At 72.4% G+C, this 24,917-nt stretch carries 21 protein-coding genes and 1 pseudogene; 11 read left to right on the top strand and 11 right to left on the bottom strand.

All coding sequences use genetic code 11. The features are described 5' to 3' along the window. The first annotated feature begins 83 nt into the window (after positions 1–83). Together ACFVQZ_RS15115 and ACFVQZ_RS15110 are read left to right on the top strand one after the other, a co-directional pair. Complete coding sequence (locus ACFVQZ_RS15115; RefSeq protein WP_383622425.1) at positions 84–1,349, top strand: alpha/beta hydrolase family protein; 1,266 nt, start codon at positions 84–86, stop codon at positions 1,347–1,349. A gap of 331 nt (positions 1,350–1,680) precedes the next feature. Beyond that, the gene (locus tag ACFVQZ_RS15110) at positions 1,681–2,187 is read left to right on the top strand and encodes a hypothetical protein (protein WP_030496674.1); all 507 of its coding nucleotides are present in this window, start codon (positions 1,681–1,683) and stop codon (positions 2,185–2,187) included. Between the two features lie 12 nt (positions 2,188–2,199). On the opposite strand, the pseudogene ACFVQZ_RS15105 reads toward ACFVQZ_RS15110, so the two are convergent. Then, a pseudogene (locus tag ACFVQZ_RS15105) lies at positions 2,200–2,807 on the bottom strand (transposase). 443 nt (positions 2,808–3,250) lie between these two features. Between ACFVQZ_RS15105 and ACFVQZ_RS15100 the strand changes: the two are divergent. Further along, a complete protein-coding gene (locus tag ACFVQZ_RS15100) occupies positions 3,251–3,856 on the top strand; it encodes a dihydrofolate reductase family protein (protein ID WP_030496673.1) in 606 nt (201 codons plus the stop codon). 199 nt (positions 3,857–4,055) lie between these two features. Here the strand turns inward: ACFVQZ_RS15100 and ACFVQZ_RS15095 are convergent, their stop codons facing one another. Beyond that, positions 4,056–4,685 (bottom strand): TetR/AcrR family transcriptional regulator, encoded by a 630-nt coding sequence (locus tag ACFVQZ_RS15095; protein ID WP_030496672.1) that lies wholly within the window; start codon positions 4,683–4,685, stop codon positions 4,056–4,058. A gap of 98 nt (positions 4,686–4,783) precedes the next feature. On the opposite strand from ACFVQZ_RS15095, the gene ACFVQZ_RS15090 reads away from it, so the two are divergent. Together ACFVQZ_RS15090 and ACFVQZ_RS15085 are read left to right on the top strand one after the other, a co-directional pair. Continuing rightward, positions 4,784–5,437, top strand: a complete 654-nt coding sequence (locus tag ACFVQZ_RS15090; protein ID WP_030496671.1) for a CatB-related O-acetyltransferase — start codon at positions 4,784–4,786, stop codon at positions 5,435–5,437. Between the two features lie 261 nt (positions 5,438–5,698). After that, on the top strand, positions 5,699–6,640 hold the full coding sequence (locus ACFVQZ_RS15085) for an aminoglycoside phosphotransferase family protein (protein WP_383622977.1): 942 nt from the start codon (positions 5,699–5,701) through the stop codon (positions 6,638–6,640). Between the two features lie 11 nt (positions 6,641–6,651). On the opposite strand, the gene ACFVQZ_RS15080 is transcribed toward ACFVQZ_RS15085, so the two are convergent. Continuing rightward, positions 6,652–7,095: a nucleoside deaminase gene (locus ACFVQZ_RS15080; protein ID WP_030496669.1), complete on the bottom strand. Its 444-nt coding sequence runs from the start codon at positions 7,093–7,095 to the stop codon at positions 6,652–6,654. Then, positions 7,092–7,910: an LLM class flavin-dependent oxidoreductase gene (locus ACFVQZ_RS15075; protein ID WP_383622419.1), complete on the bottom strand. Its 819-nt coding sequence runs from the start codon at positions 7,908–7,910 to the stop codon at positions 7,092–7,094. Before ACFVQZ_RS15075 ends, ACFVQZ_RS15080 begins: the two co-directional genes overlap by 4 nt. A 126-nt stretch (positions 7,911–8,036) precedes the next feature. Here ACFVQZ_RS15075 and ACFVQZ_RS15070 point away from each other — a divergent pair, with 126 nt between their 5' ends. Next, the gene (locus tag ACFVQZ_RS15070; RefSeq protein WP_383622974.1) at positions 8,037–8,453 is read left to right on the top strand and encodes an Lrp/AsnC family transcriptional regulator; all 417 of its coding nucleotides are present in this window, start codon (positions 8,037–8,039) and stop codon (positions 8,451–8,453) included. A 111-nt stretch (positions 8,454–8,564) separates the two neighbouring features. On the opposite strand, the gene ACFVQZ_RS15065 is transcribed toward ACFVQZ_RS15070, so the two are convergent. Together ACFVQZ_RS15065 and ACFVQZ_RS15060 are read right to left on the bottom strand one after the other, a co-directional pair. Continuing rightward, complete coding sequence (locus ACFVQZ_RS15065) at positions 8,565–9,446, bottom strand: hypothetical protein (protein WP_383622416.1); 882 nt, start codon at positions 9,444–9,446, stop codon at positions 8,565–8,567. Positions 9,447–9,549: 103 nt separating this feature from the next. Further along, complete coding sequence (locus ACFVQZ_RS15060) at positions 9,550–9,969, bottom strand: hypothetical protein (RefSeq protein WP_383622413.1); 420 nt, start codon at positions 9,967–9,969, stop codon at positions 9,550–9,552. Positions 9,970–10,445: 476 nt separating this feature from the next. Here ACFVQZ_RS15060 and ACFVQZ_RS15055 point away from each other — a divergent pair, with 476 nt between their 5' ends. Continuing rightward, positions 10,446–10,922, top strand: coding sequence for a hypothetical protein (locus ACFVQZ_RS15055; protein WP_383622410.1), 477 nt, complete (start codon positions 10,446–10,448; stop codon positions 10,920–10,922). Between the two features lie 221 nt (positions 10,923–11,143). On the opposite strand, the gene ACFVQZ_RS15050 is transcribed toward ACFVQZ_RS15055, so the two are convergent. From ACFVQZ_RS15050 to ACFVQZ_RS15035, 4 genes are all read right to left on the bottom strand, one after another. Continuing rightward, positions 11,144–11,419, bottom strand: a complete 276-nt coding sequence (locus tag ACFVQZ_RS15050; protein ID WP_383622407.1) for a hypothetical protein — start codon at positions 11,417–11,419, stop codon at positions 11,144–11,146. A 378-nt stretch (positions 11,420–11,797) separates the two neighbouring features. After that, positions 11,798–13,528 (bottom strand): thiamine pyrophosphate-dependent enzyme, encoded by a 1,731-nt coding sequence (locus tag ACFVQZ_RS15045; protein ID WP_383622404.1) that lies wholly within the window; start codon positions 13,526–13,528, stop codon positions 11,798–11,800. Positions 13,529–13,559: 31 nt separating this feature from the next. Further along, complete coding sequence (locus ACFVQZ_RS15040; protein ID WP_383622401.1) at positions 13,560–15,152, bottom strand: FMN-binding glutamate synthase family protein; 1,593 nt, start codon at positions 15,150–15,152, stop codon at positions 13,560–13,562. A 195-nt stretch (positions 15,153–15,347) separates the two neighbouring features. Then, positions 15,348–15,575, bottom strand: coding sequence for a DUF5133 domain-containing protein (locus ACFVQZ_RS15035; RefSeq protein ID WP_030496664.1), 228 nt, complete (start codon positions 15,573–15,575; stop codon positions 15,348–15,350). 285 nt (positions 15,576–15,860) lie between these two features. On the opposite strand from ACFVQZ_RS15035, the gene ACFVQZ_RS15030 reads away from it, so the two are divergent. From ACFVQZ_RS15030 to ACFVQZ_RS15015, 4 genes are all read left to right on the top strand, one after another. After that, positions 15,861–19,934, top strand: coding sequence for a HAMP domain-containing protein (locus ACFVQZ_RS15030; protein WP_383622397.1), 4,074 nt, complete (start codon positions 15,861–15,863; stop codon positions 19,932–19,934). Continuing rightward, positions 19,931–22,534, top strand: coding sequence for a SpoIIE family protein phosphatase (locus ACFVQZ_RS15025; protein ID WP_383622394.1), 2,604 nt, complete (start codon positions 19,931–19,933; stop codon positions 22,532–22,534). Before ACFVQZ_RS15030 ends, ACFVQZ_RS15025 begins: the two co-directional genes overlap by 4 nt. 97 nt (positions 22,535–22,631) lie before the next feature. Further along, positions 22,632–23,000: an STAS domain-containing protein gene (locus tag ACFVQZ_RS15020; RefSeq protein WP_030496661.1), complete on the top strand. Its 369-nt coding sequence runs from the start codon at positions 22,632–22,634 to the stop codon at positions 22,998–23,000. 9 nt (positions 23,001–23,009) lie between these two features. Continuing rightward, on the top strand, positions 23,010–24,170 hold the full coding sequence (locus ACFVQZ_RS15015; protein ID WP_030496660.1) for a PP2C family protein-serine/threonine phosphatase: 1,161 nt from the start codon (positions 23,010–23,012) through the stop codon (positions 24,168–24,170). Between the two features lie 148 nt (positions 24,171–24,318). Here the strand turns inward: ACFVQZ_RS15015 and ACFVQZ_RS15010 are convergent, their stop codons facing one another. Further along, on the bottom strand, positions 24,319–24,831 hold the full coding sequence (locus ACFVQZ_RS15010; protein ID WP_030496659.1) for a MarR family transcriptional regulator: 513 nt from the start codon (positions 24,829–24,831) through the stop codon (positions 24,319–24,321). Positions 24,832–24,917: the final 86 nt, after the last annotated feature.

The raw sequence follows: 24,917 nt of genomic DNA, 5'->3' as shown, positions 1-24,917 counted from the left end.
GATGTGAAGCCATCCTCGGGGCCGAGTCCTCATGCGACCGAGGGCTGACGCGCGGCAGGCCCCCGGCGGGCATGCTTCACGGCATGGCTCACCTCATGCGGGCGGCCGCAGCCGCCGTACTCGCCCTGTCGCTGTCTTCGCCGCTGCTCCTCGCGGGACCGGCCGTCGCCGCCTCCGAAGCCCTGAAACCCGCCGCGCCCGCCGCAGCGTCCGGCCCGCTCGCCGCGGTCTCCGCGTTCTCCCCGCTGCCCGGGTCCGCCCCGTACGGGGACTCCCCGCGGCCGGCCATGACCGGGCCGGAGCTGCCGCGCCCGACCGGACGCTGGGCCGTGGGCCGTTCCGTGCTCCACCTCGTCGACCGCTCCCGCCCGGACCCCTGGGTCGCGGACGCCGACGGCCGGGAACTGATGGTCACCCTCCACTACCCGGCCGCCCGCCCCGGTACGGACCGGTCCGTGCCGTACGCGAGCACCGACGAGGTCCAGGCCATGCTGGACGGCTACGGGCTCAGCGACGCGATCCCCGCCGCGGAACTCGGCGCGATGCGCACGTACTCCCGTGCCGACGCCCGGCCCGCCCCCGGCCGGTACCCGCTCGTCGTGCTCTCACCGGGCTTCACCGTCTCGCGCTACACCCTCACCGCCCTCGCCGAGGACCTGGCGAGCCGGGGCTACGTCGTGGCCTCGGTGGATCACGCGTACGAGTCCCTGGGCATCCGGACCCCTGACGGCCGCCTGCTCGGCTGCGAGGCGTGCGGACCCATCAGCGAGGGCCAGGAGCCGGAGAGCAAGGTCACGTCGGGCCGCGCACAGGACGTGTCGTTCCTGCTCGACCAGTTGACGGGGCGCCATGCGGCGTGGGCGTACGCACGGACGACCATCGACCGCAAGCGGGTGGGCATGGCCGGTCACTCCATCGGCGGCGCGAGCGCGGCGACGGCGATGGCGGCCGACGGACGGCTGCGCGCGGGGGTGAACATGGACGGGGCGTTCTACGGTGAGCTGCCGCAACAGGCCCTGGGCGGGCGCCCGTTCATGCTGCTGGGTACGGACGACGAGATGCACCGTCCGGGCGGCACGGACCACACCTGGGATGCCGCCTGGGACCGGTTCGACGGCTGGAAGCGCTGGCTCACCGTCGCCGGCTCCGACCACTTCACCTTCTCCGACGCGCCCGTGTTCCTCGACCACTTCGGCGTACCGCGTGCCCCGCTCCCGGCGGACCGGGCGCTCAAGGTGACGCGGGAGTACGTGGCGGCCTTCTTCGACCTCCACCTGAAGGGCACGCCGCAGCCCCTCCTCGACGGCCCGTCGACGACCCACCCCGAGGTCGTGTTCCACAACCCGTGAGCGGACCAGCACGAGCACCGCTCGGTACGGCCTCCGCCGATGCGCTTCCGGCACGTGCATCGAGTAGCCGGCCCGCCCGTGGGACCGACGTCTGCCGAGGCATCGGTCCCACAGGCCGCTGAATTCTGAAAGGACCGCGCTTCGGTCGGGTGTGACTGTCAGCGGTGGCGTGCTGGGGCGGGGCGATGCTGAGCATCGCGTGACGCCTGCGACGGCCCTCATGGCCTGCAGGCGGCAGCTTTTTCCCGGAGGGCTGTTTGAGAAGTAGACGCTTGATCGCAGCTCGGGGCCGATCTGATCCGAGGAAGGACGCCTCTGGCAAGATGACGTCATGTTCGATTTCGGCATCGAGGGCTACCGGCCGGCATGGCTGGACGGCCGTGGTGACGTTGTGCGGGAACATGGGCATCGTCTGCGTGGTCTTGCTGGCCGGACGCTCACGAGAGTCTGGATGGTCTGGGACCTGAGGGATGCCGAGTGGTTCTGCGACTGCCCGGTGCTGTTCGAATTCGATGGCCAGCAGGTCGAGATCAACCATCATAAGCTGGGCGATCTCTCCCTGACGTGGAACCTGATCGACCCCACCCATCCAGTCCGGTGGCCCGGCTTCGACTTGCAGTGGCGCGCCGAACCTCTTCCCGAGCTGCAGGCTCTGCGGGGGCTGCCACTCAGGGGGGTCGAACTGCTCGAATGGATGCGCGAGGACGTCGCTCAGGGAAACGTCGACATCAGCTTCGCCTTCGAGACGGGTCGCGTGACGGTGTTCAACGCACTCGACGAGAACGGGGTGAGCTTTGACCCTCCCGGTCCGAGCCAGCGGTCCCACCCGTTCCATTGACGCACGCGGGGTTCAGGTATAGCGCCAGTTGGGCGTGGATTCCCTGGTCAGCCGGCGGCTTATCAGGTCGACCATCGCCTGCTTGATCACGGCTTCGGAGCGCTGGGGGGGGGTCTCGTCGTCGCGGGCCAGGCAGCGGTGGTGCATGAGCCAGCCGAAGGTCCGCTCGACGACCCAGCGTCGCGGAATCACCTTGAAGCCCTTCTGAGTGGGTTCGCGGCGGGTGACTTCGACGTCGATGCCCAGGCGGGCGCGGTGCTCGATGACCTTGGTGCAGTAGCCGGTGTCGGCCCAGGCTTGGGTGATGCGGGGCGCCTTCGGTGATGTCCGAGAGCAGGTGGATGCCGCCGGCGGCATCGCGGCCTTCGGCCTCCCGGACCAGTCGCCGCAGGAGACCGTTGACCTGGTCGAAGACCTCGTCCTACTGCCAGGCGGCGAAGTAACCGTAAACCGTCTCCCACGGGGCGAAGCCGTGAGGCAGATACCGCCAGGTGATCCCGGTCCGGTCGACGTAGAGGATGGCGTCCATGAACCGGCGCAGATCGTGTTCGGCGGCCGCCCGATGTCCAGGCCCTTCCTCTTCGCTCGGCCCGCCAGGCCGTCAGGGTCGGTTCCAGCAGTTCCCTGGTCCCACAACGGCAGCACGGTGTGGTGGCTCGACCAGGTGGGAGGCTGCGCGGGGGACGCCCGGCCCTACTGCCTGGGCAACAGTCGCTCCTACCCTCTCGCCCCCCGCTGACCCGGCGACCGTACGGCATGGCGAGGTCACGCCCGGGCGCCTCGGCGTGCGTGACCGTCCCCGCTGCGCCCCGCCCCCGTTTCGACCGCTGCCAGTCCCGGACGGCAAGCTCGGGTGTCCCCAGCGATCCGGCCGGCGCGACGCTGGGTGCCCGGCTCGGCTTCGCCGGAACAGGTCGGCGTCGGTCCGTAGGAGCTCGCCGTGCTCGCCGCACCCGCCGGCGTCTCGGCGATCGGCAAACGACGTCCACGATCGGCGGCGCGGCCGATGAGTTTTCGGCTCCCGACGGGTCCAAGCTGGTGACAACCCAGGAAGGACACTGCCATGTCGGAACTTCTCGTCGATTTCATCACCTCCCTCGACGGCTACGCGTCGGGAGAAGGGTGGCCCGGCTTCTGGGGCCTCGAAGGCCCGGAGTACCTCGCATGGCTCGGTGAGCAGCCCAAGCCCACCTACCTGATGGGAGCGAACACCTACCGTCTGATGTCGGGCTTCGCCGCGGGCGAGGTCCCGGCCGGCCAGGACGAGTTCAGGCCCGAGGAAGAGGCATCCGTCGACGAGCTCACCCAGGCCCCGAAGGTGGTGTTCTCCTCCTCGCTCCCGGAGCCGCTGACGTGGGCCAACGCCACGCTCGTCCGCGACGACGCCGTCGAAGCGGTCCGTGCGATGAAGGCGAGCGGATCGGGTCTCCTCAGCACGATCGGCAGTCTCAGCCTGTCCCGCTCCCTGCTGCGAGCCGGGCTCGTCGACCGCTTCCGGGTCGTGATGTTCCCGGTGATCACCGGCGCCACGGGGGAGGAGCGCATCTACGACGGCTATCCGGACGTCGCCCTCGAGATGACCGACCACCGCACCTTTGACAGCGGCATCCAGATGGTCGAGTACAAGCCCCGCGTACTCGACCACCCGCCGCTCGGCACCCCGGCCTGACGGGATCCCGCCCGTCGGTCCGGGCTCTGCTCCAAGCCGACTTCGTGCGCTACCAGCCGGTCCTGCCGACGGCGCCCCGGACATGTGCCAGACAGGCCGCACGACACAGCCTCTGCCGGTCCCTCCCTGCCGCGCCCCTGTGCCGCTCCAGGGGCGGCACGACGTGATGGTGCACGTCAGCTGCTCCCCGCCTTCCCGATCAGCCGTTCTCCTCTTCCCCGTGTACGGAGAAGGCACCGGCCGCAGCCGCCAGTACCGCTGCCTCCGCGGCCCGTTTCGGGAGGAGCGGGTCCGGGTCGGCGCGCAGGAGTACCAGCTGGTGGTACAGCGGCGCCGTGGCGGCGATCAGCAGGCTCCGCGCGTCCGTGCGCCGTGCGGGGAGCTCACCGCGTTCGACGGCGCGCTCGACAAGGACCTCGCACTGGGCGTACCGGTCCGCCCACAGCCGGGTCTGGGCTCGTGCGGCCTGGTCGGAGTGGAACGAGGCGGCCATCAGGGCGACGGCGAACGACGGCCGGACGACCAGGGACTCCTGGATCTCCTCGTTGAGGGCCGCCAGGTCGCCGAGCAGCGAGCCGGTGTCCGGCGGCTGCCAGTCCCTCTCGCCGGCGGCGGCGATGACGTCGGCGAGCAGCCCGCCGACATCGCGCCAACGTCGGTAGACCGTGGCACGGTGCACCCCGGCCCGTGCGGCGACCCCCTCCATGGTGAGTCCTTCGTGACCGCTCTCCGCGAGCTCGGCGCGCACCGCGTCGAGCACCTGGGCGCGGACGCGGGCCGTGCGACCGCCGGGGCGACGGTCCGGCGTCGTGGCCAGGGGGTCTGTCATCGGCAGTCCGTATCCGGTTGATCAAGGGGGTGGAACCGTGTCAGCATCTTAACGCGACGGTTGTCGCTATAGGCTCCCCAGAGAGGACCACCTCCGCGATGCAGCCCCATCCCGCCGATCCCACCGTGCTCCACCCGATGCCCGAGCACCCGCGCGTGGTGCTGCTCAAGCCCCTGGTGAAGTCGCCACTCATCGAGGTCGGCGACTTCACCTACTACGACGACCCGGACGACCCGACCGCGTTCGAGACGCGCAACGTCCTGTACCACTACGGTCCGGAACGCCTCGTCCTCGGCAAGTACTGCGCGCTGGGGACGGGCACCCGTTTCGTCATGAACGGCGCCAACCACCGCATGGACGGCCCCTCCACCTTCCCGTTCCCCACCATGGGCGGCTCCTGGGCGGAGCACTTCGACCTGATCACCGACCTCCCCGGCCGAGGCGACACCGTCGTCGGCAACGACGTGTGGTTCGGCCACGGCGCCACGGTCATGCCCGGCGTACGCATCGGCCACGGCGCGATCATCGCCGCCGGCGCCGTCGTCACCAGCGACGTCCCCGACTACGGCATCGTCGGCGGCAACCCCGCCCGCCTCGTCCGCACCCGCTACGACGACGCGGACGTCGCCCGGCTCCTCGCCGTCGCGTGGTGGGACTGGCCGCTGCAGCACGTCACCAGGCACGTACGGACGATCATGTCCGGAACCGTCGCCGACCTCGAGGAGGCCGCCGCGCAGATCGACCAGCCCTGACCCTAAGCGCTCGCCACACCACCCACAGGCGTAGAACGCCACGACTCAGCCGGCGGCGATGCGGCTGCGAGGGGTTGTACGTGCGCCGCCGCAGAAGCCTCGCCCGCTGTACGCTCCAAAGCCGACCAGCCAGCCACCCACCCGGAGCCGCTGCGCACCAGCCGCAGGCGCCGATCCCGTCCACTCCACCGCCCCGAACCGCTCCGCGACCACACACGCTCCGCACCCCACCTACGGTGAAACGAGGGACCCATGACCCCCATGACCACCTTCCTGACACCACAACAGCGCGCCGCCCGCACGTCCGCCGCCGTCGAGGCAGCCGTAGCCGCCGCGCGTGGACTCGGCCTGACAGTCGCCGAGCCCGTGGTGCTCCACGACGTCTTCTCGGTCGTCGTTCACCTGGCCCCCGCACCGGTCGTGGCCCGGATTCCCACCGTCCTGCCCTCCACCGACGACCTGGCCGCCCTCGCGCGCCGCCAGCAGGACGAGCTGGACGTGACGCAGTGGCTGGCCGACCAGGGCGTCCCCGTGATCGCGCCCAGCCCTCTCGTACCGCGCGAACCCGTGCAGCGTGACGGCTTCTCGATGACGTTCTGGCCGTTCGTCGAGGAGAACCGGGACAAGGAACCCGACTACGTGGCGAACGCCGAGAGCGTCGCCCGTCTGCACGCGGCACTGCGCGCGTACCCGGGCGAGCTGCGGTTCCTGTCCACGGCCGACCCCGACTTCATCGCGGACAGCCTCAACCGGCTCGGCGGGCATCCCGACCTGATCGGCCCGGCCGATCTCGAACGGGCCCGCCGCGAGTGGAAGACGCTCGAACCCCTCGTACGCTCACGCAGCGCCTTCGAGGCCCGTTTCCCCGGCGTCGAACTCCAGCCCGTCCACGGCGACTCCCCGCCCGCCAACATCTTCCACGCGGTGGACGGCGACCTCTACGCGGACTTCGAGCTGGTCACCCTCGGCCCCGTCGAGTGGGACCTGGCCGCGCTCGGCCCCGAACACGAAGCCGCCTACAACCGCGGTGCGGAGCGCAACGGCCTGAGGCCGCTCGACGAGGACGTCCTCGCCTTCGCCAACGCCCTGGGCATGCTGCGCGTCATCGCCGCACTCACCCTGGCCCCGCAGCTCCCCGAGCTGGTGGAGTACCTGAAGCCGGCCATCGCTCACTGGCAGTCGACCCCTTCCGCCGCCGGCTGAACACCTGGCCATCACGCTCGCCCGCCGCCGTAGTAGGCCGCTACGGGGGCGTGAGCTTCTTCATGGAGGGCGGGGCCGTCGTGGGGGACCGTCGGCCAGGCTCCCGACGGCGGGTTGAGCGCGATCAGCTGCTCGGTCGACAGGGCGTAGACGACGCGGCCGATGCCGGAGCGGATGATGCCGCCGTCGCACATGCCGCACGGCTGGCAGCTGGTGTAGAGGGTGGTGCGGGCGGCCGTTTCCGGGTCGAGTTCGCGGGCTGCCCAGCGGGCGAGTTTGAGTTCGGGGTGCGCGGTGATGTCGTCGTCCCGGCGGACGGTGTTGTGGGCTTCGGCGAGGACGGTGCCGTCGGGCCCGGCGAGGAGGGAGCCGTACGGTGCGTCGCCCAGAGTGACGGCACGCGCGGCGAGGCCGATGGCGCGCCTCAGAAGGGCCTCGTCGGCTGAGGTGATCATGATGCGGTCTTCTTCCAGTGGGTGGCCACGGCGGTCAGCGCCTGCCATGCCGCGTCGGGCCGACGGGTCTCTTCGGGGTCGCCGTGGTAGGGGTCGAGTACGACAGTGTGGGCGCCGAGCAGGCGCAGTTCGTGGAGGTCGCCGGCGATCTGCTCCAGCGTGCCGGTGCCGGCGGGCCGGTCGGGGGCGTCGACCGGGGCGTCGGTGACGCGCAGGGCGATCCGAGGGGCGAACCCCGGCAGGGCCGTGTGCCGCCGCAGGATCGCGCGCATCTGGGGGAGGGGGAGCCGCAGCGGGTGCCAGGCGTCACCGAACTTCACGGCACGCCGCAGGGCCGCCTCGCTGTGGCCGCCGACCCAGACAGGAACGCCGCCCTCCGCCCGCCCCGCGTCCCTGGCCTCGCGCAGGACGCCGAGCCCTTCGTCGGTCAGCCGGCCGCGTGCCGTGAACGGCACGCCCAGCGCCTCGAACTCCTGCCGGGCCCAGCCGACACCCACCCCGAGGACGAAACGGCCGCCGCTGAGCTCGTGGAGGTTGGCGGCCATGCGCGCCACCAGCAGGGGATGCCGGTACGGCAGGACGAGCACGGTCGTGCCCAGGCGCACCGTGCTGGTGAGACCCGCCAGCCACGACAGCGTGGTGAACGGCTCGTAGAACGGCTCCGGGTACCGCTCGGCCACATCAGGGGTGACCGCCACGTGGTCCGACACCATGAGGACGCCGAGGCCGAGGTCTTCCGCGAGCCGTGCCCATGCACGCAGGACGCCGGGATCGGTCCCGGGTCCAAAATTCGGTACGTTGACACCCAGTTGCATGCCTCGACGCTATCCCGGCGATCACCGCACACGGAACCGAAACCTCCCTGCGTAGCGCCCATCCTGCCGTGATTCTCCTGGTACTTTCGCTGCATGGCAGGGAATCTCGACCACGTCGACTGAGCGATCATCGAACAGCTGCAGCGGGAGGCCCGCATCTCCCTGAGCGAGCTGGGCCGCCGCGTGAACCTCAGCCCCTCGGCGACCACCGAACGCGTCCGCAACCTGGAGGCATCGGGCATCATCACCGGCTACCGCGCCGACATCGACCTGGCCAAGGTGGGCTACCCCGTCCTCGCCGTCGTCCGCCTCAAATACCCCGGCAACCGCCACCAGCCCCTGCGCAGCCTCCTCGCCGAACGCCGCGAGATCCTGGAGTGCCTGCGCACCACCGGCGACGACTGCTACACCCTGAAGGTGGCCGCGACCTCCATGGAGCACCTGGAAACCCTCATGGACGAACTCGCCGGCTTCGGCAGCACCACCACGAGCGTCGTCTACAGCCAGACCCTTCCCTACCGCGGCCCCACCGCCCCGAACTGACGGCCCGCCGCGGGGCCGGGAGAGCACGGGGGACGGCGCGTTCGCTCGTCTGGATGGGCCGCGGGTGCCTCGGAGTGCCGTCGCCCGTCGGAGGGAGGGCGTGCCCGTCGCTCATGCGAGTACCCGTCGGGCGTTTGCCAGCCACTGCTCCTTGGCGGCCTTCAGCGCCTCGAATTCCTTCGCGTGCGCGCGGACGAAGCCGGTCTGCAGGCGCGTCTCGACGGCCGCCCAGGTGGTGACGAGGCCGGTCTGCTGCTTGCAGCGCACGTCGGCCATGGCAGTACGGAGCTCCAGCGGCCCGGGCCGGGGGGTGCGCGCCCAGCGGGGATCCCCTGCCGCGGCGAGGGGTCTCGCGTGGTCGAATCCGGCGCGACGCATGCAGGAGCTCCAGCTGTCGAACGCGCGTCGTACGGCGACATGCTCGAGGGAGGCGTCGAACGACTCCAGGGTGAGTCGGTTGAGGAGCCCATGGTCGGAGCGGAGGAGTCCTTCGCGCAGCCGGTCGTAGGCTCCCTTCCAGCAGCCGCCGCTGTCGCCACTCTCCCCGTACGCGATCCGGTGCTCGTGCGGGCTCAGGGTTGCCGCGCGGTTCCGGTCGGCGGCCTGGCGCCGGGCCGTGCCGGGCGGTTCGGGAGGCAGATGGTATCCGTAGCGCTCGGCGATGGCGGATTCGATCAGCCCGTAGCGGCGCCGGTTGGGCGGTTCGGCGTCGTCGGCCCGTGGCAGCAGCGTCCAGTCCAGGCCGTGCCGGCGCATGCACGCGCGCATCAGGACGTCCACGGCCGACTCGATGAGAAAGGTGTCGTTCGTCGAGAGTTCGTAGGCGTCGTAGGGGAGCCGGAGCCGGCGCGCCTCGTCACCGGCGGGCGGCCCCGCCACCACCTGCGCGGAGGGTGGGACCGACGGCGCAGACCGGTGCCCGGTCGCGGGCAGGCAGCCGGCTGTCCCCGCGAGGAGGACGAGCAGCGCGGACGCGGTTCGGCGGAGAAGCATGAGCACCTGGACCTCTCTGGAGGGCTGGACCGGATCCCGGCGGCGGAAGGGGCCGCGCCCGGTGCGCGGCCCCTTGGCGGCCGTCAGACGGCCGACCGCCCGGTCAGCGGAACTTGACGCACGTCAGCTGGTCGTTGCCGATGGCGTCGTTGCCCAGGTTCGGGTCCTCGGTGCCGGGGTAGGACGTCGTGCGGGCGCCGTGGCAGGTGCCGTAACCGTCGACGTGCCGCCACAGGTCGACGTACTTGTTCGTCATGTTCTTGACCGACGTGGTCTCGTCGTTGACGGTGCCGCCCGTGTCCCACGAGTTGTTGGACAGGTTCAGGTCGCTCCCGGTCAGGCCCTCCCAACCGCCCTCGTACCAGGAGTCCTTGTACAGGTGGAAGGTGCCGGCCTGCGCGGAGTATCCGGCTCCGGTGCCGCGCGCCGTGGCGGTGTCGGCCGTAGCCGCCGGCGCCGTCATGATTCCGGCGCCCAAGGCGACCGTGGCCGCCGCGCAGGCGATGCGCGTGAACATTCGCATGGGATGCGTGCCTTTCTCGAAGGTGCGCGAGCGGGTGCTCGCTGCGATACGAGCGGGGCGGTGGGTGCCCCGCGACACCAGTTCAGCGACGGCGCCGTTGTTCAGCAGGCCCCTGTCACCGCACCGAACAACCAGCCCCGCGCACGCTGCGGGGGCGGTACGGGCGCGAGGCCGCCTCGCAGGACGGCGGGCCGACCGGCGGCACGCCCGGGCGCCACGGGTTCCGCTGGACGAAGGCTCGGTCGGATTCCTGCCGCGCTCGCCTGCGAGCCGGCTCCCACGCTGAGCGCCACGGCGCCGAGGCGGGACAGCGCTGTGGTGGTACAGGTCTTGTAAAGGAGAACGCCGAGCAACGTGGGTGGTCTCTGGGGCGGGCGGATGGCGCTTCATCGTGACAAGGTGATCATTGCGCCCATCGGAGTGGTGCCTCGCGCGTACGGCACGGGCCTGCCGGCCCGCTCCCTACCGTCTGTCCCATGGGAATTCGTACTCTGGCGTGCGCCGTACTCGTCACGGCCGCGTACACGCTGACCACCGCAGCGTCGGCGCCTGCCGCTCCTCGGGAGACCGCCTCCGCCACGGCGGCTCCTCTCCAGACCTACCGGAACGTGCAGACCGACCTCTGCCTGGACGACAGTCACGAGGCGGGCCTGCGCACCTTCGGCTGCAACGGCGACGCCTACCAGAAGTGGTTGGTGCACCGCGTCGACAACGCGTACGTGGCGCTGGAAAGCCTCGTGACGGTCGACTGCCTCGTGGACGAGGGAGACTGGGCCGGGAGCCTGAAGACCGTGCCGTGCGATCACCAGTCGCACCACCAGCAGTGGCTCGCCGTCAAGAGCGGCCCGAACGTCATCCTCACGAACCGGGCCACGCGTCAGTGCCTCGACGACAGCGAACAGGGCGTGCGCACGTTCCCCTGCAACGACACGGCTCACCAGCTCTGGTACTGAACCACGCCGCGACAAGCCCAGGGCATCGGACGGAGCCCCCTGCGTGATCGTCGGCGGGCACGTTCCGTTCGCGGTGCCCTGGGCCGTCGCGCGCGGGCCGATGAGGACGGCTGGTACGCCTCGTAGGTACGCGACCGGCCCGCAGCCCTGCTGACGAAGGTCGGGCTGGTCACCTCCTCGCGGGCCCTGACGGCCGGGCCCCCGGCCCTGCGGGCGGCGGGTCAGGTCGCGTCGGTGAAGAAGGCACCGATGTTGTTCCACAGAAAAGCGTCCTTCCACTCCGGGCGCCGCTCTGTCCAGCCGCTCAACGCGGTGATCACCTTCTCCTGGGAGACCGTCCGGGTCTGATAGTGCTCGGCCGGGCTCCCGTCGCGGTATTCGAGCTGGTAGGTGTTGTCGTCCCTCAGCCATACTTGTACGTACCAGTCGCCTTCCGTCGCATCGTCGACGCACTCGACGATGACGAAGGCGTTGCCCCGGCCGAGGTTCGCGACCATCCGGCTCAAGGCTGACGGCGTCGGGTTCCCCACGCGTCTGCCGTGTGCATCTCTTGCTTGCAGCATGGCCCGATCATTGCCGAAGGGTCTGACAGGGGCCCGAGGGCCACTGGCAGCACCCCGAGGAGCGCCTCGCCGTCATGGCAAGCGTCGGTGATCGCGACTCAACCGCGGGAGCACCCGACGGACCGGCCGGCCGTCATCCTGGTCCTGGTAGACCTGGGCAGAGGGGCGTCCTGGCCTCTGCGCGGTGGTCAGCGGGACGCACCCCCTGGTGAGAGGGACCGTGAACCCGGAGGTGAGCGAGCGGGCTTGCCCACGGGCCGGAATTGGAAGGCAGGAACACGCCCACCCCACGGGCATCCGGCACGTCACCGCTCAGCGCGCGACGGACGGAAGGTTCTCCTTGATCTTGGCGATGGCGAAGCCCCAGCCCTGCGACACCGTCGGCTTCGCCGGCACGGCCACCTCCGCCGGGTTGGTCAGGACGTCGAGGAGGACAGGTCCGGGATGGGCGAGTGCCGTGCGGACGGCCTCGTCCAGGTCGCCCGGTGCGGTGACGCGCATGCCGGTCAGTCCGAGCGCCTCGGCCACCGCGGCGAAGTCGGGGTTGTCCAGTACCGTCCCGAACTCGGGCAGCCCCGCCTGTTCCTGCTCCAGCTTGACCATGCCGAGGCGGCGGTTGTCGAAGACGACGAGCTTCACCGGCAGCCGTTCGGAGCGGATCGTCATCAGGTCGCCGAGCAGCATGCCGAGCCCGCCGTCCCCGCAGAAGGCCACCACCTGCCGGTCCGGCGCCCACAGCTGCGCCCCGATGGCCTGCGGCATGGCGTTGGCCATGGAGCCGAGGTTGTACGAGCCGATCAGCCGCCGGGTGCCGCGCATCCGTACGAGCCGCGAGAGCCACACGGTGGCCATCCCGGTGTCGGAGGTGAAGATCGCGTCGTCGGCGGCGTGGCGGTCGACGGCCGCCGCCAGCGCCTCGGGGCGGATGTCCGCCTCCCGGTTGTCGAAGACGGCCCGCACCCGCCCCAGCAGCCGCTTGTCGTGGGCGGGGTCGGCGAGGCCCGCCTGGGACTTCTGCCAGTCCGCGTACCGCTCGCGGGCCTCGCCGAGGTGGGAGCGCGACCGGACCGGCGTCAGCAGCGGCAGCAGGGCCCGCAGCGTCGCGCCCACGTCCCCGGCGAGCCCGACGTCCACCGGGACGCGGCGCCCGAGGCGCTCCTCGCGGGTGTCGATCTGCACTACCCGGCAGTCCTCCGGGTACCAGTCCCGGTAGGGGAAGTCCGTCCCGAGCATGACGAGCGTGTCGCAGGAGTCCATGGCGTGGGCCGCGGCCGGATTGCCGATGAGACCGGTCTGGCCGACCTCGTACGGGTTCTCGTCCTCGAAGCCCTCCTTGCCCTTCAGGGTCAGCACCATCGGCGCCGACAGCAGCTCGGCGGCCCGCAGCACCTCCGCGCGGGCCTCCCGGGCCCCGCGCCCCACGAGCAGCGTGACCCGCGAGCCCCGGCCGATCGCCTCGGCGGCCTCCGCGAGCGCCGGGTCGTCGGGACGCGTCACGGCCGGGCGCGGCAGCGCGAACCGGGTCGGCCGGTCCTCCTCCACCTCCTGGTCGCCGAGGTCCCCGGGCACGGTCAGCACCGCCACGCCCCGCCCGGTCACCGCGGCCCGCACCGCGGACTCCAGCAGCCGGGGCATCTGGGACGGGGACGTCACGGTGGCCCGGAACACGGCCACGTCCCGGAAGAGGAGGTCGTTGTCGACCTCCTGGAAGTAGTCCCCGCCCACCTCCGACAGCGGCACCTGCCCGCAGATCGCCAGCACCGGCGCCCCGCTCTTGGCCGCGTCGTACAGTCCGTTCAGCAGGTGCACGGAGCCGGGCCCCACCGTGCCCATGCACACGGCCAGCTCTCCGGAGAGCTGGGCGCGCGCGCCGGCGGCGAAGGCCGCCGCCTCCTCGTGGCGGAAGCCGGTCCAGTCGATGCCCTCCGTGGTCCGGATGGCGTCGGTCAGCGGGTTGAGCGCGTCGCCGACCACGCCGAACACCCGGCCGACACCGAGGTCCGCGAGCCCGTCGACGATCACCTGGGCAACGGTACGAGGCATGGGGTTCCCTTCTCCGAAGACGTCGGCCGGTTCACCGGAGGGTGAACCGGTCCGGATGAGCCGCTTTCCAGTCGCCTGCCCACGTCTCCGGAACCGATGCAGGAGAGAGCAGCGCGCCGGCGCCGAGCGGTTCGTACAGCTCGGCGTGGGAGCGCACGGCGGCCGGGCCGACCCGGTGCAGCAGCATGCCCGGCCCCAGGTCCCGGGGGCTGCCGGCGCCCATGGCGGCCATGAGCGCGAGGGCGCTCCGGACGGTCGCCTCCTGGAAGCGCCGGACCCGTTCCGCCTTGTCCCGGACGTCGAGGGCGCGGGCTAGCCGGGGGTCCTGGGTGGCGACCCCGACGGGGCAGGTGTTGGTGTGGCAGCGCTGGGCCTGGATGCATCCGAGGGCGAACATCATGGCCCGGGCCGAGTTCGTGAAGTCGGCGCCCTGGATCAGCCGCGTGACGATGTCGCTGCCGGTGGCGATCTTGCCGGAGGCGCCGATCCGGACGCGGTCGCGCAGCCCCGTGCCGACGAGCGCCTGGTGCACCGTCGTCAGGCCCTCGGTGAGCGGCAGGCCGACGGAGTCGGCGAACTCCAGCGGTGCGGCGCCCGTACCGCCCTCCGCCCCGTCGACGACGATGAAGTCCGGCGTGAGGTCTTCCTCCAGCATCGCCTTGCAGACGGCGAGGACGTCGCGGCGCGCGCCCACGCACAGCTTGAAGCCGACCGGCTTGCCGCCGGAGAGCTCCCGCATGCGGCCGAGGAAGCGCACCAGCTCCCGGGGCGTCCGGTAGACGCGGTGGTACGGCGGGGAGATCACCGTACGGCCCTCGGGGACGCCGCGGACGGCGGCGATCTCCCGGTCGACCTTGGAGCCCGGCAGGACGCCCCCGATGCCGGGCTTCGCGCCCTGGCTGATCTTCAGCAGGACGCAGGCGACCTGGTCGAGAGCGGCCTTCTCGGCGAAGCGGCGCGGGTCGAAGCCGCCGTCGTCGGTGCGGCAGCCGAAGTACCCGGTCCCGATCTCCCAGACGAGGTCGCCGCCAGGGGCGAGGTGGTGCTCCGATATCCCGCCCTCGCCGGTGTCGTGGGCGAACCCGCCGCGCCGGGCGCCCTCGTTCAGGGCGCGGACGGCCCGCGCCGACAGGGAGCCGAAGCTCATCGCCGACACGTTGAGCAGGGCCATGTCGTAGGGGCGGGCGCAGTCCGGGCCGCCGATCCGGACCCGGGGCGGCTCGTCCGGCACCGGGCAGGGCGCCATGGAGGGGACCAGGTACGTGCTGCCGGTCCGCTCCAGCTCCAGCTCGGTGCCGAACGGGTCCTCGGCGTCCGTCCCCTTCGCCCGCGCGTACACGATGGACCGGGTGTCCCGGTCGAAGGGCACGCCGTCGACGTTCCCCTCGACGAAGTACTGCTGGATCTCGGGGCGGATCGACTCCATCGCGAACCGCAGGTGCCCGAGGAGCGGATAGACGCGCAGGATCGAGTGGCGCCGCTGGGCGACGTCGTACGACGCGACCGCGGCGAGCAGCAGGGCGGGTCCGGCCGCGCACCACCACCACGGGGAGACCAGGACGGCCGCGAGGCCGGTGGCGAGCGCGGCGAGGGCGGGGCACAGGACGAGCAGTAACGTCACCATGGACGCCGTCTGTCCCGTACGGGCGCGGTCACGCCCAGAGCCGCCGGTACCGGCGGAAGGCGGCCGGCCCCGGGCATGACCGAGCCCGGCGCCTCCGTCAGGAGGGACGCCGGGCCCGGCCGTGTGTGGGGGTGCTCCGTACCGCGCCTCCGTCGTCGGAGGCACCGGGCGCAGCCCCCCGCGCGCGGCCCCCGCTCAGACGCTCAGCAGCGAGTCGTCCTCGGGGCGTGCGCCCGGCAGGCGGTGGCGGGCCGCGATCAGCGCCGCGTCCACGTCACGCGTACCGGTGGAGACGCACAGCGTGTAGGCGAGGTCGTCCATGCGGCGCCGTACCTCCTCGCCGCCGTTTCCGGCCTGGAGCACCTTGAGCGTCTCGTACTCCTCGATCAGATTGCGCAGGACCGCGGGGTGGGCCATCAGCACGTACTGCTCCCCTCGTCGTCGGGGCGGGGGACCGCCCGGTTCGACGCCCGTGTACCCGGGTTCCGGCGTCCCATGCCTGCCGATCGGGCGCCGGGGGAGGGGGCGGGTTCCGGCCGGATGATCCGGCACCGGGCTCCTCCCGTGGATCACGGAAGGGTAGTGTCGTCATGATTGCCGTACGGCAACGATCGTGGCAGCCGGAGCCGTCTCGGGGGAGCGGACGTCCGGCGCGCGGCGGGCCGGACGATCCGCATACGCAAGCGTGGTGGGGAACGAGGATGGGGCATGTCTGAGACGACGATCAAGGGCTCCTCCGGCCGCCGGGAGCACCCCGGGCCGGCCGCGGTGGGCGAGCCCGAGCTCCGTCAGCTGCTGGCCGGGCTCACGGCCGTACGGGACGGTGACTTCGGCACGCGTCTGCCGGACGAGGCGGACGGGCTGATGGGCGAGATCTCCCAGGTGTTCAACGGGATGGTCGACCAGCTGTCCCTGTTCACCTCCGAGGTGACACGGGTGGCGCGCGAGGTCGGCACGGAGGGGACGCTCGGCGGGCAGGCCGCCGTACCCGGCGTCTCCGGCACCTGGGCCGACCTGACCGACTCGGTCAACGCGATGGCCGGGAACCTCACCACCCAGGTGCGTGACATCGCTCACGTGGCGACCGCCGTCGCCAAGGGCGACCTCTCCCAGAAGATCGACGTGGACGCGCGCGGCGAGATCCTGGAACTGAAGAACACCATCAACACGATGGTGGACCAGCTGTCGGCCTTCGCCGACGAGGTCACGCGCATGGCCCGTGACGTGGGCACGGAGGGCATCCTCGGCGGACAGGCCGACGTGAAGGGCGTCTCCGGCACCTGGCGCGACCTGACCGACTCCGTCAACTCGATGGCCGGGAACCTCACCGCGCAGGTGCGGGCGATCGCGCACGTCGCCACCGCCGTCGCCGGCGGCGACCTGACCAAGAAGGTCGACGTGGACGCCCGGGGCGAGATCCTGGAGCTGAAGACGACCATCAACACGATGGTGGACCAGCTGTCGGCCTTCGCCGACGAGGTGACCCGCGTCGCCCGTGAGGTCGGCACCGAGGGCAACCTCGGCGGCCAGGCCACCGTCCGGGGCGCCTCGGGCACCTGGAAGGACCTCACCGACAACGTCAACGTGATGGCGTCCAACCTCACCGGGCAGGTGCGTTCGATCGCCCAGGTCGCCACCGCCGTGGCCCGCGGCGACCTCTCCCGCCGCATCACCGTGGAGGCCAAGGGCGAGGTCGCCGCCCTCGCCGACACCATCAACACCATGGTGGACACCCTGTCGGCCTTCGCCGACGAGGTGACCCGCGTCGCCCGCGAGGTCGGCACCGAGGGCCGGCTCGGCGGCCAGGCCCGGGTGCCGAACGTCGCCGGCACCTGGAAGGACCTCACCGACAACGTCAACTCCATGGCGAACAACCTGACCGGACAGGTCCGGAACATCGCCCAGGTCACGACCGCCGTCGCCAACGGCGACCTGTCCAAGAAGATCGACGTCGACGCCCGCGGCGAGATCCTGGAGCTGAAGACGACCATCAACACGATGGTCGACCAGCTGTCCTCGTTCGCGGCCGAGGTGACCCGCGTGGCCCGCGAGGTCGGCAGCGAGGGCCGGCTCGGCGGCCAGGCCGAGGTCGAGGGCGTCTCCGGCACCTGGAAGCGGCTGACCGAGAACGTCAACGAGCTGGCCGGCAACCTCACCCGCCAGGTTCGCGCCATCGCCGAGGTCGCGAGCGCCGTCGCCGAGGGCGACCTGACCCGCTCGATCACCGTCGAGGCGTCGGGCGAGGTCGCCGAGCTCAAGGACAACATCAACGCCATGGTCGGCTCGCTGCGCGAGACGACCCGCGCCAACCAGGAGCAGGACTGGCTCAAGTCCAGCCTGGCCCGGATGTCCGCGCTGATGCAGGGCCACCGCGACCTGGCCGCCGTCGCCGAACTCGTCATGGACGAGCTCACCCCGCTCGTGGGCGCCCAGTACGGCGCCTTCTACCTCGCCGAGGAGGGCGCCGACGGCGTCGAGCTGGGCCTCGTCGGCTCCTACGGACGCCCCGCCGGCGACCAGCACCGGGTCCGTTTCCGGCTGGGCGAGTCGCTCGTCGGACAGGCCGCCCGCAGCCGCCGCACCATCGCCGCCGACGACGTCCCCGCCGACTACGCCACCATCTCCTCGGGCCTCGGCAGCACGTCCCGGGGCAGCCTCGTGGTGCTGCCGGTCGTCGTCGAGGAGCAGGTGCTCGGCGTCATCGAGCTGATGTCCTTCACCCCGTTCACCTCCGTGCACCGGGACTTCCTGGAACAGCTCATGGAGACCGTCGGCGTCAACCTGAACACCATCGTCGCCAACGCCCGCACCGACGAACTCCTCGACGAGTCCCAGCGCCTCGCCGGCGAACTCCGCTCGCGCACCGAGGAACTCCAGGTGCGGCAGGAGGAACTCCAGCGCTCCAACGCCGAACTGGAGGAGAAGGCGGCCCTGCTCGCCACGCAGAACCGCGACATCGAGGCCAAGAACCTCCAGATCGAGCAGGCCCGGCAGGAGCTGGAGGACCGCGCCCAGCAGCTCGCGCTGGCCTCCACGTACAAGTCGGAGTTCCTGGCCAACATGAGCCACGAACTGCGCACCCCGCTTAACAGCCTGCTGATCCTGGCCCAGCTGCTGGCCCAGAACCCCACCCGCAACCTCACCGCCAAGCAGGTCGAGTACGCCGGCATCATCCACTCCGCCGGATCCGACCTGCTCCAGCTGATCAACGACATCCTCGACCTGTCGAAGGTCGAGGCCGGGAAGATGGACCTCAACCCGGAGCGCGTGCCGCTGCGCAAGCTCCTCGACTACGTCGAGGCCACGTTCCGCCCCCTCACCTCGCAGAAGAGCCTCGCCTTCGCGGTCTCCACGGCGTCCGGCGTCCCCGACGACCTCGTCACCGACGACACCCGGCTCCGGCAGGTGCTGCGCAACCTCCTGTCGAACGCCGTCAAGTTCACCGAGCACGGCCGCGTCGAACTGCGCATCGAACCGGCCTCGGACGACGAGCTGCCCGCGTTCGCGCTCCGCGGCGGCGCGGACGACGAGCTGCCCCCGTCCGCGCTCCGCGGCGGCCCCGTCGTCGCCTTCCGCGTCACCGACACCGGCATCGGCATCGCCCCGGAGAACCTGGAGGCCATCTTCGGCGCCTTCCAGCAGGCCGACGGGACGACCAACCGCAAGTACGGCGGAACCGGCCTCGGCCTGTCCATCAGCCGCGAGATCGCGCACCTGCTCGGCGGCGCCCTCACCGTCACGAGCGTGCCCGGCGAGGGCAGCACCTTCACCCTCTACCTCCCCGTCAGCCGCACGGACTTCACCGAACAGCCCGAGCCGGCCGCCCTGCCCGCGGACCCCTCGGCGGCGCCCGCCGTCCCGGCCCCGGCCCGCGGCGGCGCGCTCACGGCGCCGCCCGGCGCCGCGGCCACCCGGCCGGCCCGGCGCCTCCTCGTGATCGAGGAGCGCCCGCGCGGGCTCCTCGCCGTCGTCGCCGAGAACGCGGTCGGCCAGCTCGCCGCCGACGGCGGGCCCACGGGCCGGGACGGCATCGAACTGATCGCCGTCGCCGGCCCGCAGGAGGCCGCCTCCGCGCTCGCCGCCCAGCCGTTCCACTGCGTCGTCCTCGACGTCGACATGGCGGACGGCGACGCCCTGCGCTTCCTGGACGCCATGGACGGCGACGAAGCGCTGCGCACCGTCCCCGTCCTCGCCCACAACAACCGCAGGCTCCCCGCCGAAGAGGAGCGCGCCCTCCAGGACCTCGCCCGCCGTCGCCCGCTGGAACTCCTCTCCAGCCTCGACGAGCTGCGCGAGCGGATCGCCCTCCACCTGTCCGCGGAGCAGCCCGGCGACGTGGTCCCCCTGGTACGCGGCGACCACGCGGCGCCCGCCCCCCAGACCATCGACACCACCCTGCGCGGCAAAACGGTCCTCGCCGTCGACGACGACGCGCGCAACCTGTACGCCCTCAGCGGCATCCTGGAGCTGCACGGCATGACCGTGCTGCACGCCGAGAACGGGCGGAAGGGGATCGAGACGCTCCAGGCGAACCCGGCCGTCTCCCTCGTCCTGATGGACGTGATGATGCCGGAGATGGACGGGTACACGGCGACCGCGCGGATCCGGGAGCTGCCGCAGTACGCGGACCTGCCGGTGATCGCCGTCACCGCGAAGGCCATGCCCGGCGACCGGGAGAAGAGCCTCGCCTCCGGAGCCAGCGACTACGTCACCAAGCCCGTCGACGCCGACGAGCTCATCGCCTGCGTCAGCCGCTGGCTCGACCGCGGGGCCGCCTCGTGACCGCCCCCGCGGGACCGCCCCGCATCCCCCGCCCGGCCCCGGCCGCCGCCGAGACGTCGGCCGCCGCCGAGACGTCGGCCGTCGTTGAGGCGTCCGCCGCCGTCCCCGACCCGCCCGCCGTCCCCGACACCTCCGTCGTCCCGGACACGACCGCCGTCGACACGACCGCAGTCGATACGACCGTCGATGACGCCTCCGTCGACGACGCGTCCGTCGACGGACGGCTGGCCGCCACGGTGGAACGCCTGCGCAGCGAAGTCCGTGCCGCGCAGGCGGCGGCAGAGGGCCGCGCCCTGATCGAACTCGCCAAGGGGGTCATCGTCGAGCGCCTGGGCTGCGGCCCCGCCCAGGCCGCCCGGCAGCTCGCGGAGCTCGCCGACCGGGCCGGGGTCTCCCGTCTCGAACTGGCGGCGGACATCATCAACCAGGCGTCCCGGGACCGGATGGCCGAGGCGGCGGAGGAGTTCGTGCGGACGGCCGTCGGCGAACCCGCCGCGACCGCCGAGGCCGCCGCCCGCCCGTCCGCCACCGACCAGCCCACCGCCCCCGCCGCCTCGGTCGCCCTGCGGCTGCGTACGGCGGAGAGCGCGGCGCTCAGCGCCGGCGACACCCAGGCCGTCGCCGAGTCGCTGCTCCGGCACGCCCTCGAACCCCTGGGCGCCGTCGCCGTCGCGATCTGGACCACCGGCCCCGACACCTCGCTCCGCCTCCGCGGCCACGCCGGCTTCGGCGCGGACGAGGCGGCCCGCTGGCACTACGTGCCGCCGGGGGTGACCACCGCGGCCCGCCAGGCGCTCGTCGGGCGCGGCACCGTCCGGTACGCCTCGCTGGCGGCCGCGGGCATCCCTTCCATCGGCCGCGCCCATCACCCCGACGGCGGCCGGGTCGTCGTCCCCGCCGGGACCGGCGGCCGGATCCACGGCGTCCTGGAGATCTGCTGGGCCCGCCCGCTCGACCCCCTGCCGCAGGCCGTGGAGCGCCAGATCGAGGCCCTCGCCGAGCTCTGCGCCCACACCCTGGAGGCGCTGCCCGAGGCGTCCCCGGCGGGCTTCGCCGTCCCCGACGGCCTCCCGGTGCCCGGCGGGGACGGGGCGGCGGCGCTGGCCGGACTCGCGGACGGGCTCTACGACCCCGCCCTCGTCCTCACCCCGCACCTGGACGAGGAGGGGAAGCTGGTCGACTTCCGCATCCGGCACGCCAACGCGCACTTCCAGGACCCGGCCGGACGGCCCCGCGGCTCCGTCGACGGGGCCCTGCTCCTGGAGGCGTATCCGGCGACCGCGGGCGGCGGCGAGCTCTTCGAGCGGATCGAGCGGGTCTACGCCACGGGGGAGCCGTTCCGCGCCCGCCGGGTCCGGCTCACCGCCCTGGTGGACCAGGTGCCGCTCGCCTTCCCCGCCGACCTCAGCATCAGCCGGTTCGGCGCGAGCGTCCTGCTCATCTGGCGCGTCGAGGACGAGTCGGCACGCCTGGCCAGCCTCCTCCAGCACGCCCAGCGCCTCGGCCGCGTCGGCGCCTTCGAGGAGGACCTCCTCACGGGGGAGATCACCTGGCACGGCGAGCTGTACGAGCTGTTCGGCCGCCGGCCGACGGAGCCGCCGGTCGCCCTGCGCGACCTCGCCGCCCACGCGCACCCCGACGACGCGGGCACCATCCGCCGCTTCCTCCAGCAGGTGCTCGACCAGCGGCGGGTGGGCTCCACCGCCTTCCGCATGCTCCGCCACGACGGCGTCACCCGGCACATCCGGGTGACCGCCGAACCCGCCGTGGGCGGCGACGGAGGACTCGAGGCCGTCCGCGGCGCCTTCCAGGACATCTCCGCGCAGCACTGGACCGAGGTCGCCCTCACCGCCACCCGCGACCGGCTGGTGGCGACGGAGGAGGCGGCCGAGGAGCGCAACCGGCTCACCCTCCAGCTCCAGCACGCCATCATGCCGCCGGCCAAGCCGCCGCTCGACGCCCCGGGCATCGACGTCGCGGTGCGCTACCGCCCGGCCGAGACCGAGTCCCTGGTCGGCGGCGACTGGTACGACGCGGTCGTGCTGCCGTCCAAGAAGGTGCTCCTCTGCGTCGGGGACGTCGCCGGCCACGGCGTGGAGGCGGCCACCGGCATGGTGGTGCTGCGCAACGCCCTGCGCGGCCTCGCCGTCACCGGCGCGGGCCCCGGGCAGCTGCTGTCCTGGCTCAACAGCGTCGCCCACCACCTCACCGCCCAGGTCACGGCCACCGCCGTCTGCGGCATCTACGACCCCGCCGCCCGCACGCTGCGCTGGGCCCGCGCGGGCCACCTCCCGCCGGTGCTGGTCCGCGGCGAGGACGCGGACGACCTGCCGCTGCTGCGCGGGCTCCTGCTGGGGGCCCTCGCGGAGGCCGAGTACGAGGAGGCGGAGCTGCGGCTCGAACCGGGCGACACGGTGCTCATGTACACCGACGGGCTCGTCGAGCGGCGGGACACCGCCGTCGAGGAATCCGTCGCCCAGCTGCTCACCGCCGCCCGGCAGCCGTCCGACAGCCTCGAACGCCGGCTCGACCAGCTGCTGGCGCGCAGCAAGTCGGACACGGACGACGACACGTGCGTGGTCGGTGTCCAGGTGTCCTGACCCGTCCCCCCATCACCCCGCGAACAGCCCCCACTGCCCAGACCCTGACTGCCTGCCTCGACCCCCACTGCCCCGACCCCCATGGAAAGCAGGGAAGATGTCCGAGCGAGAACCGAACCTGAAAGTCGACGTCGAGACCCGCGACGACCGCACGGCGGTGCTGTCCGTGGAGGGCGAGCTCGACATGGAGACGGCCGGCCGGCTGGAGGAGCTGCTCACGGAGCAGTTCCGCCGGGGGCGGCTCCGTCTCGTCCTCGACCTGTCCGCCCTCGCCTTCATGGACTCCTCCGGGCTGAACATACTGATCAGGGCGGTCAACCGGGCCCGCGAGACCGGCGGCGACCTGTACCTCGCCGCGCCGACGCCGGCCGTGCGCCGCATCCTGGAGATCACCGGCGTGACGATGACGATCCCGCCGCACGACGGCGTGGCGGACGCGCTGGCCGCGGCCGCCGGCGCGCGCTAGAGGAGGACCGTGCACGAGATCGCCGAGATCGAGCAGGCGCTCCGCCGGGCCGCTCCGCACCGGCTCGTCGGGGTGGTCGAGGACGCCCTGAGGGAGCGCTGCGGGGTGCGGCGGGTGGAGCTCCGCCTGGCCGACTACGGCGTGCGGACCCTCCAGCTCGTCGGGCAGGACTCCGGGGCGGAGCCGTCGGTGCCGATCCACGACAGTCCCCAGGGGCGCGCCTTCGGTTCCCAGGAGCCGCACGTGGTCCGGGAGCCGGGGGAGCTGCGCCTCCACCTGCCCGTCACCGTCCGCGGGGACCGGCTGGGCGTCCTGACGGCCGAGCTGCCCCCGGAGGCGGACCTCAGGCCGCTGCTTCCCGGGCTCGCCCAGGTCTGCGAGGCGCTCGGCCACGAGATCCTGGTGGCCGAGCGCGACACGGACCTGTACGTCCTGGCGCGGCGGGCGACGCGGCTCACGCTCGCGGCCGAGATGCAGTGGCAGCTGCTGCCCGGCCGTGCGTGCGCCCGCCCCGAGTTCGCCCTGGCGGCCCATCTGGAGCCCGCGTACGCCATCTTCGGCGACAACTACGACTGGTCGGTCTCGGGCGGCCGGCTGACCCTGACGGTCACCAACGGCATGGGCGAGGGCATCGAGGCGGCCCTGCTGACGAACCTCGCGATCAACGCGCTCCGCAACGCGCGCCGCGCCGGTCTCTCCCTGGCCGACCAGGCCGCCCTGGCGGACCAGGCCGTGTACGCCCACTACCGGGGCGAGGCCTTCGTGTCGGTGCTGCTGCTCTCCTTCGACCTGGCCACGGGCGAGGCGGAGGCCGTGGACGCGGGCTCGCCCCGGCTGTGGCGGCAGCGGGGGCAGACGGTGGAGTCCGTCGCGTTCGAGGCGCAGCTGCCGCTCGGCATGTTCGAGGACAGCGTGTACGTCCCCGAGCGGTTCGCCGTGCGGCCGGGCGACCGGCTGCTGTTCGGCAGCGACGGCGTGTACGCGGCCGTGTCGCCCGCGGGGGAGAGCTACGGCGACCGGGCGCTGGCCCGCGCGCTGCGGGGGACGCGTCTGCTGCCGCCCGCTCAGGTGCCGCAGGCGGTGCTCCGGGAGCTCGCCGCCCACCACGGCGGCGGCCCGCTGGAGGACGACGCCCTGGTCGTCTGCCTCGACTGGCACGGCACCGCGTGATCAATTGCCGTGCGGCAACTGTATCCTTGAGGCAACATCAGGCGGGCTGACCGGAAGAACGCCGTCGAGGACGGCCGGAGGGGTGGCGATGAGGTGGCGATGACGACGTGGGGCGTGCGGCCCGGCAGGCGCGGGCGGTCCACGGCGATCAGGCCGAACTGACGTCCTTCAGCGGCGTCCGGGAGGATGACGTGGCGGCCGGTCCGTTCCCGTCCAGGGCCTCCTGGAAGCCGGTGAGCCCCCGCAGCAGCGCCTTGCGGCTCGTCGGCGACATGCCGGCGATGACCGCCAGCAGGGCCTCCTCGCGCTGGGCCCTGAGGTCCCGCAGGTACGCCTTCCCGTGCACGGTCAGGTGCAGTTCCAGCTGCCGCCGGCTCACGGGGCTGGGCAGCCGCTGCACGAAGCCCAGCGCCTCCAGCCGGTCGCACATGCGGCTCACCGAGGGCGGCGCGGAACCCAGCAGGTCACCCAGGGTGCGCAGGCTGATGCCCTCCTCGCGGTCCAGGCTGTACAGCACGCGCAGCTGACTCGCCGAGACGGGTGTCGACGACACCATGTCCCGGCCGCGCTCCCACAGCACCTCCAGCAGCTCGATGAGCTCCCGGGCGGCCTCGGCCGTCCGCTGCGGCTCCCCCGGCGACGGGGCGGGGTTGCTTGTCATGTCTGCCGACACTCCTCGGACGTCCGGGGCCGACGACATCGGCCGTGCGGCGGACCGGTCATCTCCACATCTCTCCAGAAGGCGGT

Source organism: Streptomyces sp. NPDC057854, assembly GCF_042797055.1.
Taxonomy (GTDB): Bacteria; Actinomycetota; Actinomycetes; order Streptomycetales; family Streptomycetaceae; genus Streptomyces.
Note: the sequence above shows the minus strand (reverse complement) of the source record. Positions and strands in the feature narration are given on the sequence as shown.